16 protein-coding genes are annotated in these 18,883 nt (G+C 65.1%); 3 read left to right on the forward strand and 13 right to left on the reverse strand.

The window, feature by feature from the left end; all coding sequences use genetic code 11:
* Nucleotides 1-6: 6 nt before the first annotated feature.
* The 3 genes from ACYVB7_RS16425 to ACYVB7_RS16435 form a co-directional block, all read right to left on the reverse strand.
* The gene (locus ACYVB7_RS16425; RefSeq protein ID WP_460509539.1) at nucleotides 7-1,110 is read right to left on the reverse strand and encodes an amino acid ABC transporter permease; all 1,104 of its coding nucleotides are present in this window, start codon (nucleotides 1,108-1,110) and stop codon (nucleotides 7-9) included.
* 16 nt (nucleotides 1,111-1,126) lie between these two features.
* A complete protein-coding gene (locus ACYVB7_RS16430; protein ID WP_460509541.1) occupies nucleotides 1,127-2,308 on the reverse strand; it encodes an amino acid ABC transporter permease in 1,182 nt (393 codons plus the stop codon).
* A 91-nt stretch (nucleotides 2,309-2,399) separates the two neighbouring features.
* Complete coding sequence (locus ACYVB7_RS16435) at nucleotides 2,400-3,434, reverse strand: amino acid ABC transporter substrate-binding protein (protein WP_460509543.1); 1,035 nt, start codon at nucleotides 3,432-3,434, stop codon at nucleotides 2,400-2,402.
* Between the two features lie 364 nt (nucleotides 3,435-3,798).
* On the opposite strand from ACYVB7_RS16435, the gene ACYVB7_RS16440 reads away from it, so the two are divergent.
* The gene (locus ACYVB7_RS16440) at nucleotides 3,799-5,625 is read left to right on the forward strand and encodes a long-chain fatty acid--CoA ligase (RefSeq protein ID WP_460509545.1); all 1,827 of its coding nucleotides are present in this window, start codon (nucleotides 3,799-3,801) and stop codon (nucleotides 5,623-5,625) included.
* Here ACYVB7_RS16440 and ACYVB7_RS16445 read toward each other — a convergent pair.
* The gene (locus tag ACYVB7_RS16445) at nucleotides 5,583-6,470 is read right to left on the reverse strand and encodes a DUF2189 domain-containing protein (RefSeq protein WP_460509546.1); all 888 of its coding nucleotides are present in this window, start codon (nucleotides 6,468-6,470) and stop codon (nucleotides 5,583-5,585) included. The genes ACYVB7_RS16440 and ACYVB7_RS16445 overlap by 43 nt on opposite strands.
* An 86-nt stretch (nucleotides 6,471-6,556) precedes the next feature.
* Nucleotides 6,557-6,967 (reverse strand): hemerythrin domain-containing protein, encoded by a 411-nt coding sequence (locus ACYVB7_RS16450; RefSeq protein ID WP_460509547.1) that lies wholly within the window; start codon nucleotides 6,965-6,967, stop codon nucleotides 6,557-6,559.
* Nucleotides 6,968-7,129: 162 nt separating this feature from the next.
* On the opposite strand from ACYVB7_RS16450, the gene ACYVB7_RS16455 reads away from it, so the two are divergent.
* Nucleotides 7,130-7,897, forward strand: coding sequence for a 2OG-Fe dioxygenase family protein (locus ACYVB7_RS16455; RefSeq protein ID WP_460509548.1), 768 nt, complete (start codon nucleotides 7,130-7,132; stop codon nucleotides 7,895-7,897).
* A 115-nt stretch (nucleotides 7,898-8,012) separates the two neighbouring features.
* Here the strand turns inward: ACYVB7_RS16455 and bktB are convergent, their stop codons facing one another.
* Genes bktB through ACYVB7_RS16485 form a run of 6 tightly spaced genes read right to left on the reverse strand, consistent with a single transcriptional unit; the run spans nucleotide 8,013 to nucleotide 12,671 of the window.
* Nucleotides 8,013-9,197 carry an acetyl-CoA C-acyltransferase family protein gene (gene bktB / locus ACYVB7_RS16460; protein ID WP_460509550.1) on the reverse strand — a complete coding sequence of 395 codons (1,185 nt, stop codon included), beginning with the start codon at nucleotides 9,195-9,197 and terminating at the stop codon, nucleotides 8,013-8,015.
* A 42-nt stretch (nucleotides 9,198-9,239) separates the two neighbouring features.
* Complete coding sequence (locus tag ACYVB7_RS16465) at nucleotides 9,240-9,923, reverse strand: pseudouridine synthase family protein (RefSeq protein WP_460509551.1); 684 nt, start codon at nucleotides 9,921-9,923, stop codon at nucleotides 9,240-9,242.
* Nucleotides 9,924-9,932: 9 nt separating this feature from the next.
* Nucleotides 9,933-10,460, reverse strand: a complete 528-nt coding sequence (locus ACYVB7_RS16470) for a HugZ family pyridoxamine 5'-phosphate oxidase (RefSeq protein WP_460509553.1) — start codon at nucleotides 10,458-10,460, stop codon at nucleotides 9,933-9,935.
* A gap of 31 nt (nucleotides 10,461-10,491) precedes the next feature.
* Nucleotides 10,492-11,568, reverse strand: coding sequence for a 6-phosphofructokinase (locus ACYVB7_RS16475; protein WP_460509554.1), 1,077 nt, complete (start codon nucleotides 11,566-11,568; stop codon nucleotides 10,492-10,494).
* Between the two features lie 9 nt (nucleotides 11,569-11,577).
* Nucleotides 11,578-12,219: an OmpA family protein gene (locus ACYVB7_RS16480; protein WP_460509556.1), complete on the reverse strand. Its 642-nt coding sequence runs from the start codon at nucleotides 12,217-12,219 to the stop codon at nucleotides 11,578-11,580.
* Nucleotides 12,216-12,671, reverse strand: coding sequence for a FecR family protein (locus tag ACYVB7_RS16485; protein ID WP_460509557.1), 456 nt, complete (start codon nucleotides 12,669-12,671; stop codon nucleotides 12,216-12,218). Before ACYVB7_RS16485 ends, ACYVB7_RS16480 begins: the two co-directional genes overlap by 4 nt.
* A 69-nt stretch (nucleotides 12,672-12,740) precedes the next feature.
* Between ACYVB7_RS16485 and ACYVB7_RS16490 the strand changes: the two genes are divergently transcribed.
* Nucleotides 12,741-13,259, forward strand: a complete 519-nt coding sequence (locus tag ACYVB7_RS16490; protein ID WP_460509558.1) for a GNAT family N-acetyltransferase — start codon at nucleotides 12,741-12,743, stop codon at nucleotides 13,257-13,259.
* An 11-nt stretch (nucleotides 13,260-13,270) separates the two neighbouring features.
* Here the strand turns inward: ACYVB7_RS16490 and ACYVB7_RS16495 are convergent, their stop codons facing one another.
* Together ACYVB7_RS16495 and ACYVB7_RS16500 are read right to left on the reverse strand one after the other, a co-directional pair.
* On the reverse strand, nucleotides 13,271-18,325 hold the full coding sequence (locus ACYVB7_RS16495; RefSeq protein WP_460509559.1) for a sensor domain-containing protein: 5,055 nt from the start codon (nucleotides 18,323-18,325) through the stop codon (nucleotides 13,271-13,273).
* A 217-nt stretch (nucleotides 18,326-18,542) separates the two neighbouring features.
* On the reverse strand, nucleotides 18,543-18,883 hold a 341-nt coding region (locus ACYVB7_RS16500; RefSeq protein WP_460509561.1), incomplete at its 5' end, for a methyl-accepting chemotaxis protein.

Consider the following 18,883-nt stretch of genomic DNA (forward strand, 5'->3'; position numbering starts at 1 on the left):
TTCCTATCAACGGAGCTTGCTTTTATTGACTTGTTTTTCGACCCACAGGCTGTAGCGAGACATCGAGAAGCAGAACGCGAAGTAGATGAGGGCGATGAACAGGTAGCCCTCGATCTTGTAGGGCCGCCAGTCGGCGTCGGAGTTCAGGGCCAGGCCCATGGAGCCGGTCAGTTCGTACAGGCTGACGATGGTCACCAGCGAGGTGTCCTTGAAGATGGCGATGAAGTTGTTCATGATCCCCGGCACCACCATGGCCAGCGCCTGCGGTAGCACGATCTTGAACTGCGTCTGCCAGTAGCTCAGGCCCAGCGTGGCCGCGGCCTCCACCTGCCCCTTGGGAATGGCTTGCAGCCCGCCGCGGATGACTTCGGCCATGTAGGCCGCCGCAAACAGCGTGATGCCTGCCAGCACCCGCACCAGCACGTCGATGGACACCCCGGGCGGCATGAACAGCGGGAACATGAACGAGGCCATGAACAGCACCGAAATCAGCGGCACGCCCCGGATCAGCTCCACGTAAATGGTGCAGAAGGTGCGGATGGCGGGCAACTTGGAGCGCCGCCCCAGCGCCACCACCAGCGCAATGGGGAAGGCCATCACGATGGACAGGCTGGCCAGCAGGATGGTCAGCGGCAGGCCGCCCCAGCGGTCGGTTTCCACCTTGGTCAGGCCCAGCACGCCGCCCGACATCAACGTGAAGAACGCGACCAGCACCACCACCCACAGGATGGACAGCCACGACTTCCAGAACACCCGCATGCAACTGGCCGCCAGCAGGCCCACCATCAGCACGGTGGCGAGCACGGGGCGCCACTGCTCCTCAAACGGGTAGCGGCCCAGCAGGATGAGGCGGTACTTTTCCGCCACCACGCCCCAGCAGGCACCCACACCGTCGGCATGGCAGGCCTGGGCATCGGGTTTCCATTGGGCGGTGAACAGGGCCCAGGTCAGCAACTGGGGCAGGTACCACAGCAGCAAGCCGCCAATGACCACCGTGCCCAGGGAGGTCTTCCAGTCGGCAAACAGGTTGCGCTGGACCCAGGCCACCGGGCCGTCGGTGCGCACCGGTGCAGGACGTGGCGCAATCGGTTCGAAGGTTTTTGCAGTCATCGTCTCGGACTCCGGTTCAACGTTCCTGGATGGCCGCGCGGGCGTTGTACCAGTTCATCAGCAGCGAGGTGGTCAGCGACGTGGTCAGGTAGATCAGCATCACGATGGAGATGCACTCCACTGCGCGCCCTGTCTGGTTGATGGCGGTGTTGGAGATGGACACCACATCCGGGTACCCAATGGCCACCGCCAGCGACGAGTTTTTGGTGAGGTTCAGGAACTGGTTGGTCATGGGCGGGATGATCACGCGCAGCGCCTGCGGCAGCATCACCAGACGCATTTCCTGGCCTTTGCTCAGGCCCAGGGCCGAGGCGGCTTCGCTCTGGCCGCGGGCCACGGACTGGATGCCCGCCCGCACCACTTCGGCCACAAAGGCCGCGGTGTAGATGGTCAGGCCCATCAGCACGGCAATGAACTCAGGCGTCAGGGCTGAGCCGCCTTCCACCGCAAATTCGCCTTTGATGGGGGCGTTGACTTCCATGGGCGCACCACCGGCCACCCAGCCCGCCAGGGTGCAGGCCACGACGATGAGCAGGGGCACCCAGAACAGGCTTTGGGGGCGGCCCGTCTGCTCGAAGCGAGCATGCGCCCAGCGGCGGTAGAGCCACACCAGGGCGCCCCCGGCCACCAGACCCCACAAGGCCCACACATGCCCTGCGGCCCACACGGGGGCGGGGAAGTTCAGGCCTCCCTTGCTCAGGAAGAACGGACCGGCCTGCCAGGGCTCCAGCGTGTCGGGCAGCAGCTCGGTCAGCGCCAGGTACCACATCAGCAGTTGCAGCAGCACGGGGATGTTGCGAAACAGCTCCACATAGGCAGAACACAGGCCGCGGATGAGGGCGTTGCGCGAGAACCGGCCCACCCCCAGCAGGGTGCCCAGCACGGTGGTCATGATGATGCCCAGGATGGCCACGCGCAGCGTGTTGCTCAAGCCCACCAACAGGGCCTTGAGGTAGGACTCGGACGAGTCGAACCCGGTGATGCTTTCGCCGATGTCGAACCCGGCGGGCTGGAGCAGGAAGTCAAAACCGCTCTGGATGCCACGCACACGCATGTTCTCCAGGGTGTTGTGCGCCAGGAACCAGACCGCCAGGGCAATGGCAACCAGGGCCACAGCCTGGTACACCAGGCCGCGGAACGCCTGGCTGCGCCAGGACCACGGTGTCTTGGGGGGGGAGGAAGGGGTGGAGGGGGTCACGGGACAGGCACTCCGCCGTTCAAAGGGGAATCAAAAAAAACCGTTCGGGCCTGCCGAGGCAAGACCGAACGGTGGTTTGGGGTGGGTCCGATCAGCGAACCGGGAAGGCGTACATCAGGCCGCCGTTCTTCCACTGGTTGTTGAGGGCGCGGGGCAGGCCCAGGGCGCTCTTGGGACCCACATTGCGTTCGAAGATTTCGCCGTAGTTGCCGGTGGCTTGCAGGGCGCGCACCATCCAGTCACGGTCCAGGCCCAGGTTCTTGCCGGTGTCTTCGGTGGCACCGGTGATGCGTTGCACCACGGGGTCGGTGCTCTTGGCTTTTTCGGCCAGCACGTTGGCCTGGGTCAGGCCGTACTCTTCCGATTCCACCAGGCCGTAGATCACCCATTTGACGATGGCAAACCACTCGTCGTCACCCCGGCGCACCATGGGGCCCAGGGGTTCCTTGGAGATCAGCTCGGGCAGGATGACGTGTTCGGACGGGTCCTTGGCCACCTTGTTGCGGGTGGAAGCCAGGCCGGAGGCGTCGGTGGTGTAGGCCACGCAACGACCGGAGAAGTAGGCACCTTCAGCGGCTTCCAGCTTCTCGAACACCACGGGCTTGAGGTTCAGGCCATTGGCCTTGGAGTAGTCGGTCATGTTCTTCTCGGTGGTGGTGCCGGACTGCACACACACCGTCTGACCCTTGAGTTGCTTGGCGCTCTTGATCTTGCTCTTGACCGGCACCATGAAGCCTTGACCGTCGTAGTAGGTGACGGCGGTCATGTGCAGGCCCAGTGCGCCGTCGCGGTTCAGGGTGAAGGTGGTGTTGCGGGAGAGCACGTCCACTTCGCCAGATTGCAGGGCGGTGAAGCGCTGCTGGGCGTTCAGGGGCACGTATTTCACCTTCTCGGCGTCACCCAGGGTGGCGGCGGCGATGGCGCGGCAGACGTCCACGTCCAGGCCTGTCCACTTGCCGTTGGAGTCGGCGGCCGAGAAACCGGCCAAGCCCGTGTTCACGCCGCACACCACCTGGCCGCGGGCCTTGATGGCGTCCAGTGTCTTGCCTGCAAACGCGGGGGCGCTGGCCAGGGTGCCGGCGACAGCCATGGCCACAGCGGCCAGTTTGATCGTACGGAAGGACATGAAACAAATCTCCAGAAAGAAGAAAAACACACCGACGGGGGGAAGGCACCGCCTTCGGGCCGTGCCGAACAGCGGCGAACTTTAGCCCTGCACCACTCCGGGGAGCATCGGGGTTTACGCGGCAGTTCCATGCAAGAACTGCATGAAATAACCGCGTCGCTGCACCGTCGATCATCATGAAGCACATCCCGTGCCTTGTGCAGTGCTTGTTCAGGAATTTGTCAGACTTTTCGGCGATGCGACCGGCTTTCGTGCGGTGGCCACGCGGTCGCCGTCGTGACTGGCCCCGTGTTGTGCGCCCGGCCCGTGCTGATTACGCTGCGGAGCCAAACGGCCTTCATTCCACCATCTGGAGACATTGCCCATGGACCACACCGCCGACGCTCATCCGAATCCTGACGCGGGTCTGTCCAAGCCTCAACACTGGCCTGCGCGGTTGCCCCGCAGCATCACCCCGCCGGCCACCTCGCTGTGGCACAACCTGGCCGTCAGTGCGCTGCGCTACCCCGACAAGGCGGCCACGGTGTTCTTGGGGCAAGTGCTCAGCTACCGGCAGTTGCAGCAGCAGGCCGAACGGGTGGCGGCCTGGCTGCATGCCCAAGGGGTCCGGCCCGGCGATCGGGTCATCTTGCTTTTGCAGAACAGCCCGCAGTGGGTGGCGGCGCATTTCGGCATCCTCCGCGCCAACGCGGTGGTGGTGCCGGTCAACCCCATGAACAAGGCGCAGGAACTGCGCCACTACATCACCGACCCGGAGGCCAAGGTGGCCATCGTGGCGGCCGACCTGGCGGCTGAATTGATGCAGGCCAACGCCTCATTGCCCGCGCCGCAACGCCTGAGCCACCTGATGGTGTCCCACTACACCGATGCCCTGGCGCCGCTGCCCGATGGGCAGGACACCGCCGATGCATGGCGGGCCCAACTCCAGGCCCTGGCGGTGCCAACGGCATGGCTCGATTGGCTGGCCCCGCGCCACCCGCTGGCAGCCCTGGCCGCCCACGCAGACCCGGCGGCCCCGGTGAGCCTGAGCGCCTGGACAGACGTTCTGGGCTGCGCCCATCCGCTGCCTGAGCACGACCGCCAGCCGTCCGACATGGCCGTGCTGCCCTACACCAGTGGCACCACCGGGCTGCCCAAAGGGTGTGTGCACCCACATGCCAGCGTCATGCACAACGCCGTGGCGGCCAACGTGTGGGGCAATGGCTCGGCGGACAACGTGTCCCTGCTGGTGGTGCCCATGTTCCACATCACGGGCATGGTGTCGGGGGTGCATGCCAGCGTGTACGGGGGCGCCACCATGGTGGTTTTGCCCCGTTGGGACCGGGACCTGGCGGGCCGCTTCATCTCACAGTGGAAGGTGACGCACTGGACCAACATCCCCACCATGGTCATGGATCTGTTGGCGAGCCCGCATTTTTCATCCTACGACCTCAGCAGCCTGGTCTACATCGGTGGGGGTGGCGCGGCCATGCCCCAGGCCGTGGCCCAGCGCCTGCTGGAGCAGTACGGCCTGCGTTATGTGGAAGGTTATGGCCTGACGGAAACGGCCGCCCCCACCCATGCCAACCCGCCCGATCACCCCAAGCAGCAGTGCCTGGGTGTGCCGTTCCTCAGCACCGATGCCCGCATCGTCGACCCCGAGACGCTGGAGGAATTGCCGGTGGGTGAGCAGGGTGAAATCGTGGTGAGCGGCCCCGAGGTGTTCCAAGGCTATTGGCGTCGGCCCGACGCCACCGAACAGGCGTTTTTCGAGCGACAGGGCCGCCGCTACTTCCGCACGGGTGACCTGGGGCACCAGGACGAGGACGGCTACTTTTTCCTGACCGACCGGCTCAAGCGCATGATCAACGCCAGTGGCTTCAAGGTCTGGCCTGCCGAGGTGGAGGCCCTGATGTACCGCCACCCTGCGGTGGCCGAAGCCTGTGTCATCGCCACCCGCGACGCCTACCGCGGTGAAAGCGTCAAGGCGGTGGTGGTGCTGCGCCCCGGTTTCGAGCACCAGGTGACCGAAGAAGACCTGGTGGCCTGGGCCCGCGACCACATGGCGGCCTACAAGTACCCCCGCGTGGTGGAGTTTGCGCACACCCTGCCCAAGAGTGGCAGTGGCAAGGTGATGTGGCGGGTGCTGCAGGACCGCGAGCGCGAGGCTCAGGCGGCGGTGTCTGCCTCTGGTGGAACGATGTCCCGGTAGGCGTGCCAGGTGGCATGCCCAATCACGGGGCCGACGATGATCAGGCCGATGAAGTAGGGCAGCATGCTCAGGCCCACCATCACCGTGATGATGGCCCCCCACAGCAGCATGACGCCCGGGTTCTGGACACAAGCCCTGAGGCTGGTGAGTGCGGCGGACACCGCGTCCACCTGGCGGTCCATGATCATGGGGATGGCGATGACGCTGAGGCTGAAGATCAGCCCGGCAAACACCCCGCCCACCGCCACGTAGGTGGCCACAAAGCCGTAATTTTCGGGGTCCATGAGCTGGCCCAGCGTGTCTTCCATGCCGGGGATGGGCGTGAACGCCACCGCAAACACGATGAGCGACGCGCGCCCCCACAGCATCTCCAGCACCAGCAGCACACCCGCAAAAATGCCCATGGCCCCCTTGGTGGGCAACCAGGACAGCAGCGACTCGCGCAGGGAAGGCCTGCGCCCTTGCTGGATGCTGCGGCTGGCGTGGTACAGCCCCAGGCACAGGAAAGGCCCCATCAGCAAGAAGCCCGCACTCAGGGCCATCACGTAGGCCGGGGCCGCCTTGAACACAGACCACAGGGCATGCCCCATCACAAAGAAGGCCAGGCCGTAGAACAGGCCGGATTTGGGGCAGCACAGGTAGTCTTGCCAGCCCTGACGCACCCAGCGCAGCGGTGCGCCCGCGTCCAGTGTGGCCAGCTTCAAACTGAAGATGGAGGACCGTTCGGGCTCGACGTAGGGCACGTAGCCGTCGGCGGTGTCGGTGCTGGGGGAGGGGGGGAGGGCGGCGGAGGCGTCCTCACGGACCGACGTGGGGGCCGGGTGCGGCAACACAGCAGGGCTCATGCACCATCTCCTTGATGTAGATCAAATCGAATGTACGTGCGAGCGTGTGCGGCGGCATCATGGTTTTCCCGCCCGGGGGCTGTGGTTCAGTGCAGGGTGACGGTGTCGGGCATGCCGCAGCTCTTGAGGTGCAAGGCCAGGGCGGCATCCAGGGACTGGATGTGCTTGGCAAACCAACTGGCCAGTTCGGCGGCCATGCGCCGCACGTCCTGGTTCTGCCCGTGCTGGGCTTGTGCCAAGCCCTCCCGCATGACGTTGAGCACCACCCGGTGTTGCAAGGTGTGGTTCTGGCTGGAGCCGAAATGGCTGCGCTCCATCCAGCGGTTTTCGCGGTCGAACAGCTGGTGGGTGCATTCGATCAGCTGCGCCCAATGCTGGGGCAGCTCGGCGTCAGGGCAGTTTTCCACCACGGTCAGCTGCTCCACAAACTGCTTGTGCAAGGCGTCCATGGGGGCGAATCCCACAGACAGCGTCTCGGACCAGGTGAGAAGGGTCATGACGGTCTCCATAACGTGCGGTCAGGGGTGGAAGCTTGTCACCGTCGCCAGGGCTTGGCGTTGATCTGGCGCAGACATGTGCGCTGCCCGCGGTGGGGCGCACGGCTAGACTGCGTGCCTTCAGTCAGCCCTTCAGTCAACCCCGTTTTTTCGGACCTCGCCATGCCCTTGATCGCCCCTCCATCCCCCTGCCATGACTTGCCCGCGGTGCTGGCCAGCACGGCCCGGCAAGGTTATGCCGTGCTGGACGGCCCCGGGGTACAGGGCGTGTTGGGCGAGCTGCCCCTGGCCAGCCTGCAAGGCCATTGGAATGACCTTCCCCATGACGAACACCTGAAAGACGGTGGGCGCTACCGCAAGCGCCGACATGCGTCGTATGTGATCGACGACGGTGAGTTGCGCGACGTGCCCCACCGCGCCCACTGGCAGCCGCTGGACTACAACGCCTTGCACGGCGGCATGAACCGCTGGTTTGCCCCGGTGGTGCCCGAGCAGGCCGACAGCCCGGTGTGGCGTGCGCTGCTGTCGTCGCTGGCCCGCCTGGCCACGGCGTGCAAGCCCCACATTCGGCAGTGGTTTGTCGAGGCGCATGTGTTTCGCATCGACACCGAAGGGGGCATTGGCCGCCCCACGCCGGAAGGGGCGCACCGCGACGGCATGGACTTTGTGGCCGTGTTCCTGGTGGACCGGCACGGCATCAAGGGTGGCGAAACCCGGGTGTTTGACGCCCAGGGCCCGCAGGGCCAGCGCTTCACCCTGGCCGAGCCCTGGTCACTGCTGTGGCTGGACGACGAGCGGGTGGTGCACGAAAGCACCCCCATTCAACCTGCCGTGCCCGATCAGCTGGGCTGGCGCGACACCCTGGTCATCACCCTGCGGCGCGACGGTTTTCAGGAACCTTCCGCGCCCCAGGGTGGAGCGGAGAATTGAAAGCTTTTTTGGCCTATAGCGCTTTTATATAAAGCGTAAACAGCTATCAAATCAGGAGTAATTGCCGGGTGAGCCTCCCGGACCGCGCCACCCCGGCGCAGCCCGGGGTGGGCCGTCACAGGCGTTCGAAGATGGCGGCGATGCCCTGGCCGCCGCCAATGCACATGGTCACCAGCGCATAACGGCCCTGGATGCGTTGCAGCTCGTGCAGCGCCTTGACGGTGATGAGGGCACCGGTGGCCCCGATGGGGTGGCCCAGTGAAATGCCCGAGCCGTTGGGGTTGACCTTGGCGGGGTCCAGCCCCAGGTCGCGGCTGACGGCGCAGGCTTGGGCGGCAAAGGCTTCGTTGGCCTCGATCACGTCCAGGTCGTTCACCGTGAGACCGGCCTTTTTCAGGGCCAGTTGGGTGGCGGGCACCGGGCCGATGCCCATGTACTTGGGGTCCACCCCGGCGTGGGCATAAGACACCAAACGCGCCAGCGGCTGGGCCCCGCGGGCCTTGGCCACACCGGCTTCCATCAGCACCACGGCGGCGGCGGCGTCGTTGATGCCGGAGGCGTTGCCGGCGGTGACGGTGCCGTTTTCCTTGGCGAACACGGGCTTGAGCTTGGCCATGTCCTCCAGCGTGCAGTTGGGGCGGAAGTGCTCGTCGGTGTCGTAGGCCACCTCACCCTTGCGGGACTTGAGCATGACGGGGACGATCTGGCCCTTGAAATACCCGGCCTCGGTGGCCTTCTGGGCGCGGCGGTGGCTTTCCACGGCCAGGGCGTCCTGGTCGTCGCGGCTGATGCCCCACTTGGCGGCGATGTTCTCGGCGGTCACGCCCATGTGGATGGTGTGGAAGGGGTCGTGCAGCGCGCCGATCATCATGTCCACCATCTTGGTGTCACCCATGCGGGCGCCCCAGCGCATGTTCAGGCTGGCAAAGGGGGCGCGGCTCATGTTTTCGGCCCCGCCACCGATGGCGATGTCGGCATCACCCAGCAGGATGCTTTGGCTGGCCGACACGATGGCCTGCAGGCCCGAGCCGCACAGGCGGTTGACGTTGAAGGCCGGGGTGCCCTCGGCGCAACCGCCGTTGATGGCGGCCACACGGCTCAGGTACATGTCCTTGGGTTCGGTGTTGACCACGTGGCCGAACACCACATGGCCCACGTCCTTGCCCTCCACCCCGGCACGGGCCAGGGACTCGCGCACCACCAGGGCGCCCAGCTCGGTGGGCGGGGTGTCTTTGAGGCTGCCACCAAAGGTTCCGATGGCGGTGCGGACACCGCTGACAACGACGACTTCTCTGCTCATGACCAGGCTCCGTGTGATGAATTGAACCTGGTAATTATGAATTCAGAACGGCGGCGCGCTGTGCCAATGTGTCACCTCGGCGCTGGCGGGGTGGGGCAGGCTCAAGTCGCAGGCGTGCAGCAGCAGGCGTGGCGAGGCGGCCAGGGCCTCGGGCGGGGCATAGAGGTTGTCGCCCACGATGGGGTGGCCCAGGGCCTGCAGGTGCACCCGCAGCTGGTGCGAGCGCCCGGTGATGGGGCGCAGGTCCACCCGGGTGGTGTGGCTGGCGGGGTCGTGCGCCATCACCCGCCACAGGGTGGTGCTGGGTTTGCCCAGGGTGTGGCTGACGATGCTGCGCGGGCGGTTGAGCCAGTCCACCACCAGGGGCAGGTCAATGCGCTGCCAGTCGGGTGGGGCGGGCGAGGCGGGAGAGGCGGGCTCTTGCAGCAGGCCCCACACCACGGCCTCGTAACGTTTGTGGGTGTGGCGCTGGGCAAAGGCGTGGCTGAGGCGGCGCTGGGCTTCGATGCCGCGGGCCATCACCAGCAGGCCGCTGGTGGCCATGTCCAGGCGGTGCACCACCAGCGCGTCGGGCCACACGGTTTGCACGCGGGCCGAGAGGCAGTCGGCGTTTTCGGGGCCGCGGCCCGGCACCGACAGCAGGCCCGCGGGCTTGTCCAGCACCAGCAGGTGCTCGTCCGCGTGCAGGACGCGCACCGCGCCCAAGGCAGAAAGGTCGGGCTGCATGGGCCGCGCTCAGTGCAGCACGGCGGGGGTGCTGGGCATGCGCAGGGCCAGGTGCAGCTCTTCGGCGTCCACCGAGCGTGCCGCGCCGAAACCCGCCACCTGGCGGGCCGAGGTGACGTGCAGCGCCACAAAACGGAAATCGGGCAGCGCGGTCATGGGTTCGGCGTCGGGGAAGCGGGCCAGGTAGGCCGCCCGGGCGGCGCTGTGCAGGTCGTGGCTGGAGGCCAGGGTTTCGGCGTGCAGGGCCAGGGTCACGCGGGGCAGGGCGTGCACAGGTTGGTCGGGCACTTCAGGCTGCATGACCATGGCGGTGCAGCGAGGCTCGCGTTGCAGGTTGGGCGTGTGGGCGGCCAAGCCACTCACGTGGATGACCAGAATGCCGCTGCCGGGCTCGATGGCAAAGGGCACCATGGACACGAAGGGCAGGCCGTCGTCGCCCAGGGTGCCCAGGCTGGCCACGCGCTGGGTGTTGAGCAACTCGCGCAGGGCCTTGGCCAGGCGGCTTTCGTGGGGGACGGGGGCGGTGGTGGTGGTCAAGGTTCGCAGTGGTCAAACGTGGCAAGGCCCGTCAGGGGGTGGAGATGGCCTGGTCGCCAAAACACACCCCCAACTGGCGTGCAGTGTGCAGCAGCAGGTCATCGGCGGGAATGCGCCGCTGCTTGGCGGCCACGCGGTCCAGGCTGATGGTGTCCAACTGGCCGTGTTGCAGCGTCACCACCCGGCCGAACTGGCGCTGGGCCACCAGGTTGGCGGCATGCACGCCGTAGCGGGTGGACAGCACGCGGTCAAACGGCGTGGGGCTGCCGCCACGTTGCACATGGCCCAGCACGGTGGCACGCACTTCGCTGCGCACCAGGGGTTGCAACTGGTCGCGCAGCACCATGGCGGCCCCGCCCAGGCGGGGTTTGGCCGCGCTGCCGGGCAGCGGGTTGTCGTAGGTGAGGCTGCCACCGCGGGCCTTGGCCCCTTCGCCCATGCAGATCAGGGTGAACTGGTGGCGCTCTTCACGTTCGCGGCAGAAGGCGGCCAGCAGGTCCACGTCGTGGTCGATCTCGGGGATGAGGATCACGTCGGCGGCACCGGCCAGGCCGGCTTCCAGCGCAATCCAGCCCGCGTGGCGGCCCATGGTTTCCAGGATCATGACCCGGCCATGGCTTTGGCCGGTGGTGTGCACGCGCTCCAGGGCGTCGGTGACGGTGGCCACCGCGGTGTCAAAACCAAAGCTGCGTTCGCAGCCTTCGATGTCGTTGTCGATGGTCTTGGGCACGCCCACCACGTTCAGGCCGCGCTGGGCCAGGGCGTGGGCAATGGTCAGGGTGCCATCACCGCCGATGGCCACCAGGGCATCCAGCCCCAGGGCCTGGGCGTTGTCCAGGGCCTTCTGGGTGGCGGCCTCGCTGTCCAAGGGGCTCAGGCGGTTGGTGGTGCCCAGCACGGTGCCGCCCACGGCCAGCAGGTCGTCCACACGCTCCCAGGTCAGGGGCTCGACGTGGTTTTCCATCAGGCCCGCAAAGCCGTCGTGGATGCCCAGCACCCGGGCGTTGCATTGGCGGATCAGGCACTGCGTGACGGCGCGGATGACCGCGTTCAGCCCGGGGCAGTCGCCGCCACCGGTCAGCAGGCCGACGTTGAGTCGTTGGGACATGGAGGCTCCTCAGCGGATGATGATGTCGGCCCGGCGGTTGCGGGGCTCTTCCACTTCGTCGGCGGTGGGGATGAGGGGCTCACGCTCGCCGCGGCCCACCGCGGTGATCAGGGCTTCGGGGAAGCCCTGGGCCTTGAAGCGGGCGGCGATGGCCTGGGCGCGCTTGAGCGACAAGGCATCGTTTTGCTCCAGGGTGCCGGTGCGGTCGGTGTGACCCACCACCACGATTTCGCCTCCAGCCCGCACCCGGGCGCGCAGGATCAGCTCGGCCAGCTGTTGCTCGGATTCGGGCGTCAGCTCGGCTTTATTGGGCAGGAAGTTCAGCGTGGCACTTTCTGCCGACGGGGGTTGCACCCGCAGCAGGTCGGCGTAGCGGGCCTGCACTTCATCGGCCGAGGCGGTGCGCTGGCTCAGCTGGCCATTGGCCCCGGACTCGGCCAGCGCGAAGGGTTGGTCCAGCGTCAGGCTTTGGGGGCCGGTCTTCACGTCCACGGCGGTGGCAATGGGCTGGCCCTGGGCATCCTTCTGGGGCAGCAGCACCACCGACACCTTGGGTTTGGCCGGTGGGGCGCTGGGCATGGGCGCACACCCGCCCAAACCGGCCAGCACGCCCAGCAGCAACCAGGGGGCAACGCGTGACAGGGCGTTCATGGGTTGGCCTCCACGATGAAATCGGTGCCGCGCACCCCAATGACCGACGTGGGGGTGGTCAGCTTGATCAACTCGGGGTTGGCCTTGCCCATGGCCCCGGTGATCATGCGCATGGCCCCTTGCAACAGGTTGAGCAGCAGGCTGCCTTGCTGGGTGGTGGCGTCGTAGGTGTGGTGGGTCAGGTCCAGGCTGGTGTTGGGGCCCACGGTCAGCACGGTGCCGTCGGCCAGGGTCATGGCCGCAGCGCCTTTGGGTCCGGTGACGATGCGGTCACCCTCCATCAACTCGGCCCCCGACAGCGCGGGCTGGCTTTGGCCCTGCCGCAGGATGGACACCTCGCCTTCGAGGTTTTTGAACACACCCGCCCGGGGCGCGGCGGTGGCGGACAGGGCCATGAACAGCAAGGCCAGCCCCGCCAGGGTCGGGGGTTTGAGTGCGTGGAATCGGATCATGAATGGAATCATACGAGGCCGCGGCACAATACCGCCCTTTTTGCGCCGGATTTGGCGCACTGTTCTCTCATGACCTACACCATCCGCAACGCCACCCAACGCGATGCCAAAGCCATCGCCGAACTCCACGTCAAAGCCTGGCAAACCGCCTATGCCGATCTGTTGTCTGCCGAAGACCTGGCCGGACTGTCCGTGGAAAAGCGCTTGGCCATGTGGAAAGAAGCCATTGAATACGCCGAACCCCAGGTGCTGCTGGCCGTGGACGGCGACAACAAGGTGGCCGGTTTCGTGGCGTTCGACCGCTCGCGCGACCCCAAATCCAAGCCCACCGTGGGCGAACTGTGGGCGCTGTACGTGCGCCCCGATCTGGTGGGCACCGGCTGTGGCCTGGCCCTGTGGGACGCCGCCCGCGACGCCTGTGAGGAAGAAGGCTTCACCGAAGTCACCGCCTGGGTGTATGCCCGCAACGACCGCGCTTTGAGCTTTTTCGATGCCGCCGGTTTCAAGCGCGAAATGAAAACCCTGCGCACCACGCCCGTGGGCAGCACCCGGCTCGAAGAGCTGCGGGTGCGTTTTGGGCTGAACTGAGGGGTGACCGTTCAGCCGGTGGTCAGGGCCTCGAACGCCGCCATCGGCATGGGTTTGCCGTAGAGGTAGCCCTGGGCCACGTGGCAACCGTGGGCACGCAGGAAATCGGCCTGATCCTGCGTTTCCACCCCTTCGGCCACCACTTGCTGTCCCAGGCAGTGGGCGATGGACAGGATGGCCTTCACCAACTCTGCCCGGTATTTGTCGGTGGTGACGTGGCTGATGAACGACCGGTCGATTTTCAGGGTGCCAATCGGGAACCGGGCCAGGTAGCTCAGCGCCGAGTAGCCGGTGCCGAAGTCGTCGATGGCGATGGAAATGCCCATGGCGGTGAGGCTGTTCAACGTGTCGAGCACGCCACGCTCGTCGTCGAGCAACAGGCTCTCGGTGATTTCCAATTCGATCCACGCCGCCTGGCAATCGTTTTCCCGCAGTGCGCGTGACACTGTTTCGACCAGATCGCTCCCTTGGAACTGACGCGCCGACAGGTTGATGGCCACCTGGTGCAAGGGCTTGCCGTCGCCGTTCCACTGGCGTGCGGTGCGGCAAGCGTCCCACAACACCCACTCACCGATGTCCACGATCAGGCCACTGTCCTCGGCGATGCCGATGAACGTGTTGGGGGGAATCATGCCGCGTTGCGGGTGGTTCCAGCGCAGCAGCGCTTCGGAGCCCACCAGGGTGCCATCGTTCAGGCTCACCTTGGGTTGGTAGAACAGTTCCAGTTCATTGCGCTCCACCGCGCGGCGCAGGTCGGATTCCAGCTCCAGGCGCTCGTGCGAGCTTTCCGTCAGGTCGCGCGAATAGAACCGGAAGCTGTTGCGTCCCGAGCGCTTGGCGAAATACATGGCGGAGTCGGCAAACTTCAGCAGGTCGTCCGCCACGGTGCTGTCGTTGGGGTACAGCGCAATGCCGATGCTGCATGACACGAACACTTCCTTGCCCGCCAGCACAAACGGCTTTTGAAGCACCGCCAAGACGTTGGCGGCAACACGCCCCAAATCCTCGCCTGAACGGATTTCCGGCAGCAAAAAGGCGAACTCATCACCTCCCAGCCGGGCCACCGTGTCGTAGGTGCGCACGCAGGTGCTCAGCCGTGCGGCGGTTTCTCGCAGCAACTCGTCACCCGCTGAGTGGCCCAAGGTGTCGTTCACGGCCTTGAAGCGGTCCAAGTCCATCATCATCAGCCCGGCTTGCTGTCCGTGCCATCCGGCATCGTTGATCATGTGCCGCAAGCGGTCATTGAACAAGGCGCGGTTGGGGAGCTCGGTCAGCGGGTCGTAAAACGCCATCTGGTGGATCTTGTGCCTGAAGGCATTCAGTTCCGAGATGTCGCGTCCCACCGACAGCACACTGACCACCTGGCCCTGGGCGTCGTACTCCGGCGTCAGGTTGATCAGGCTGCACATTTCCTGGCCGTTTCCATCCTGCCATTGCAATTCGAATGTGGTGCCCTTTCCGCCGACAAACACCTCGGTCAGTTTGCGTTCGTACGTGGCCGCATGGGGCCCGCCAGGACACTCGGAGGGAGTGCGCCCCAACAGTGCAGCAGCGCCACCTTCGACCAGCGCTGCAAACGCCGGGTTGACATACAGACGGCGCAAGTCCCGCCCATAACGGGCCACGGTGTCCACCGAGTTTTCAACCAGCGTGCGGAACTCCTGTTCGCGCTTGGCCAATTTCCCCGCCTGTTCTTCGAGCAGGCGGGCGTCTTGTTCCAGGCGTGCGTGCAACTCCACGATGTGCTCGTACCGCTGTTGCAACAGGGTTTCGGCTTGCTTGCGCTCGGTGATGTCACGCGCAAATGCCAGCACGCCCCAGGGGGTTCCCTCGTCGTCGCACAGCGGGACCTTGATGGTGTGGAAGGTGTGGATTTCGCCATTGATCGTGGCCGGATCGTCGGAGAAGACCAGGGGTTCGTTGCGCTCCATCACCAGCCGATCGTCCGCCCAAAACCCCCGGATGCCCTGGGCAGGATCGCCCTTCACCAGCGCCTCAGGAAAGCCCAGTTCCAGGTCATCCTTCCCAAGGAAGTCGTTGGGGGTGATGTGCAAGGCGTCTGCATAACCCTTGTTGGCCAGGTGGTAACGATGCTCCCGGTCCTTGACGAAGATCCAGTCTGGCGTGGCATCGATCACCGTGCGCATCAGTTGCTCGGAACGCCGCAACGACTCTTCTGCCCGCCGACGTTCCGACACGTTCAACACGAAGCAGGTCAGACCCGTGACCTCGCCGGCAGGGGTGCGGATGGGGGACCAGAACGTTTGCCAGTACTCGCGGGAGATGGCTTCATGGCCGTAAGCGCTTTCGTCCACAAAGCTTTCACCCGCCAAGGCCCGGTCAAAGCCTTGCCGGGCGGTTTCGCGGTCGGGGTGGTCGCCAATCACCTCCAGCATGCTTTTACCCACCGCAATGTCCTTGCCCCAGATGGCTTTCATCACCTGCCGGTGCCTGACGTTGAAGGCGATGTAGCGGTAGTCCCTGTCCAGTGCAAAAACAATGATGTCGGGCGAGCTGTTGACGATGGCATTGAGCAAATCGCCACGTTCCTGCAGGGCTTGTTCCGCTCGCTTGCGCTCGGTGATGTCGTTTGCCACGCCAATGATGCCGATCGTCTTGCCATCCGCACTGAGCACAGGGGTTTTGACGGTTTCCATCAGCGCCCGTCGACCGTTGCTGGCGAAGGTCACCCATTCTTCGTTGACGCAGGGTTGGCCCGCAGCCTCGGCCTCCATGTCCTTTTGGCGGAAGAATGTGGCCAGTTCTGCATCCACAAAATCGAAATCGGTTTTGCCCAGGATGGTCGCTTCTGTCGTCCCGTAAAGCTGCTCGAAGGCCGGGTTGCAGGCCAGGTAACGCCCGTCCGAGTCCTTCATCCAGGCCAGGGCTGGCAAGGCTTCGAAAAAGGCGCGGAGGGTGGCGCGTTCGTTGCCAATGGCCTCTTGCAGGTGGTAGACGCTGGTCATGTCCCGGCCCATGCCCAACACACTGACGACCTTGCCGGATGCGTCGAACTCGGGCACCAGGCTCACATCGTGCAACTGCTTCACGCCCTGGACCGTGGCCGCTTGGCGGACCGCGCAAACGGCTTGTCCCGTGGACACCACCTGCTGGAGGGCTGCCCGTATCTGATCATGGGACTCGGGGATGAACTGGCCCACCAGTTCGTCCAGTGTGCGGCCCAGCAAGCGTTGGTGTGTGGGGTTGACGTAGAGGTAGCGCCCGGCCGTGTCCCAGCGGGCGATGTTGTCTGGCGTGTTTTCTGCCAGGCTGCGGAACTCGCGCTCGCGCTCTGTCAGAGCATCTTCCAGTCGCTTGCGTTCGGTGATGTCCTGCGAGGTGCCGATGAACCGCACCGGCTTGCCCTGGGCATCGTATTGCGGCTCACCTCGTTCCAGGATGTGCTTGATCCGGCCATCCGGGAACAGCAGGCGGTGCTCCACTTCATACAGTTCGTGTTTGAGCACAGCGTCGTCATAGGCCTGTTGAACACGCGCCCGGTCGTCCGGATGCACCGTGTCGAGGAACGCTGCAAAGTCCGCCTTGAAGCTTGTTTTGTCGATTTCCCAGATGCGGAACAGCTCGTCAGACCAGTTGAGCTTGTCGTGCACCATGTCCACGTCCCAACTGCCCACATGGGCGATGCGCTGGGCTTCGTTGAGCATGCCCTCGCTGTGGCGCAATGCCTGCTCAATGGCCTTGCGTTCGCTGATGTCACGGGCCACCGCCAAGCCCAGGTGCCGTCCCCGGTGCACCAACGCTGACGCCTGAATTTCCACAGGGAAAAGGCTGCCGTCACGCCTGCGGTGCTGTGTTTCGAATGCGAAAGAGCCATTTGTCTGGGTTTGCAGCCCCACCGCGTGGGTGTCTTCAACGGAATACGCTTGGTCGATGTCGGGGACGCCCATGTGTAGCAACTCGTCGCGGGAGTACCCCAATGCCCTGCAGGCTTCGTCGTTGACGTAGACAAACCGCCCCAGATCGTCAATCAGGTAGATGCTGTCATGGGCATGGTCCAGCACCTGCTTCTTCATCTGGAGGTCGTCCTCCATGCGCCGGTGTTCGGTCATGTCAAACCAGGTGGTTAGCGTGCCGGTGACCTTTCCCTCTCCGTCGCATTCGGGGGCGATGCGGACTTGGAAATGCACGGGCCTGTGGTCTGGCGAGACTTCCTCGGTGAGTTCAAACTCGACGACTTTCCCGGTGGCCATCACCTCGGCCATGGCGTGGTTGTATCGCTCGGGCATGGCCTGTGGGGTTTGCAGGCACTCCGTACTGAAATGCTGGCGCAGCACCTGTTCGGCCAACGGGTTGATGTAGCGGTAGCGCCACTCGGCATCGCAGCGAATCACGGCAACGGGCAGGTTGGTCACCAGTGTGCGGTACTCCTCCTCGCTGCGGCTCAGCTGTTCCAGAGATGCCTGTTGTGCCCGGTTGAGGCGGTGGTTTTCGTCGTTCAGCGCCAGCGTGCGGGTGACCATCTGGTTCATCCTGCGAAGCAGCGGCACGAGCAGCACCAGGTACAGCAACGACGCCATGCCCATGGTCCGGTGGATGTCTGAGCCTTGCAAGAACAACCAGGTCGTCACCGGCAACAGCGTCGCGAACTCGAACACCAGGGCCACCGACAGCGCGCTGGATCGCTCCACACCTCCATAGGCCGTCACCCCGGCAATGGCACAGACCAGCAGAAACACCGCGTCGTGGGACAGTGCATCCATACGAAGGAAGGGCAGGCTCCAACAGGCGCCGACCACCACGGCCCCCACCCAAAAACCACACAGCCAGCGGCGATGGTCGGCCACCTCCGGTTTGCGGTGCTTGCGGTAGGCCCGCGAATAGACCTCGTGGCCAGCCTGCGTGGCCCAAACGGCAAACATCCAGGTCAGCAAATCACCCCGTGGCAGGCGCTCCCACAAGCCCAAGACCAGCAGCGGCAACAGCAGCAGGCTGGCGCGGAATGACATGAGGCTGCTTTGACTGAAGTGGTCCAGGCATGCGATGCCGAAGGGCCGGTCGCCAGCCGGAGACGGGGTGGGTGGCGTCAGGGCTGCTGTGCGTTCCATCCTGCCCTCCCAAGTCCCGCGTGGTCCATTTTCTGTCACAGTTTTCTTTTGAATGAATTCTGCCATCTGACGCTTTATATGTATGCGGAAACTGCTCCTTCTTTGATAGCTGAGGAGCGCAACCGCAGCCCATGGCCGCGGGACACAAGGCCGATCACAGGGCTTGAGAATATGGACTTTCCGTCGCGTGGGCCGTCAGGAATTTCTGATTTGCCTGTCAGAAATTCCTTTGGGCGGCTTTGGTCCCATGCCCCAAATTGAAGAAGGCCATGAGCTGCTGCAGGTTGTCGGCCTGGCTGCTCATTTCCTCGGCGGTGGCGGCCAGTTCTTCGGAGGCGCTGGCGTTTTGCTGGGTGATCTGGTTCAACTGGCCCATGGCCGCATTGACCTGTCCCACCCCGGCGCTTTGTTCCTGTGAGGCCGCGGTGATTTCCTGCACCAACTCAGCCGTGCGGCGGGTGGCGGGCACGATCTCGTCGAGCAGCTTGCCCGCCCGTTCGGCCATGCCCACCGAGTTGCTGGCCAGCTGGCCAATCTCTTGTGCCGCCACCTGGCTGC

The organism is Hydrogenophaga soli (genome assembly GCF_054777695.1).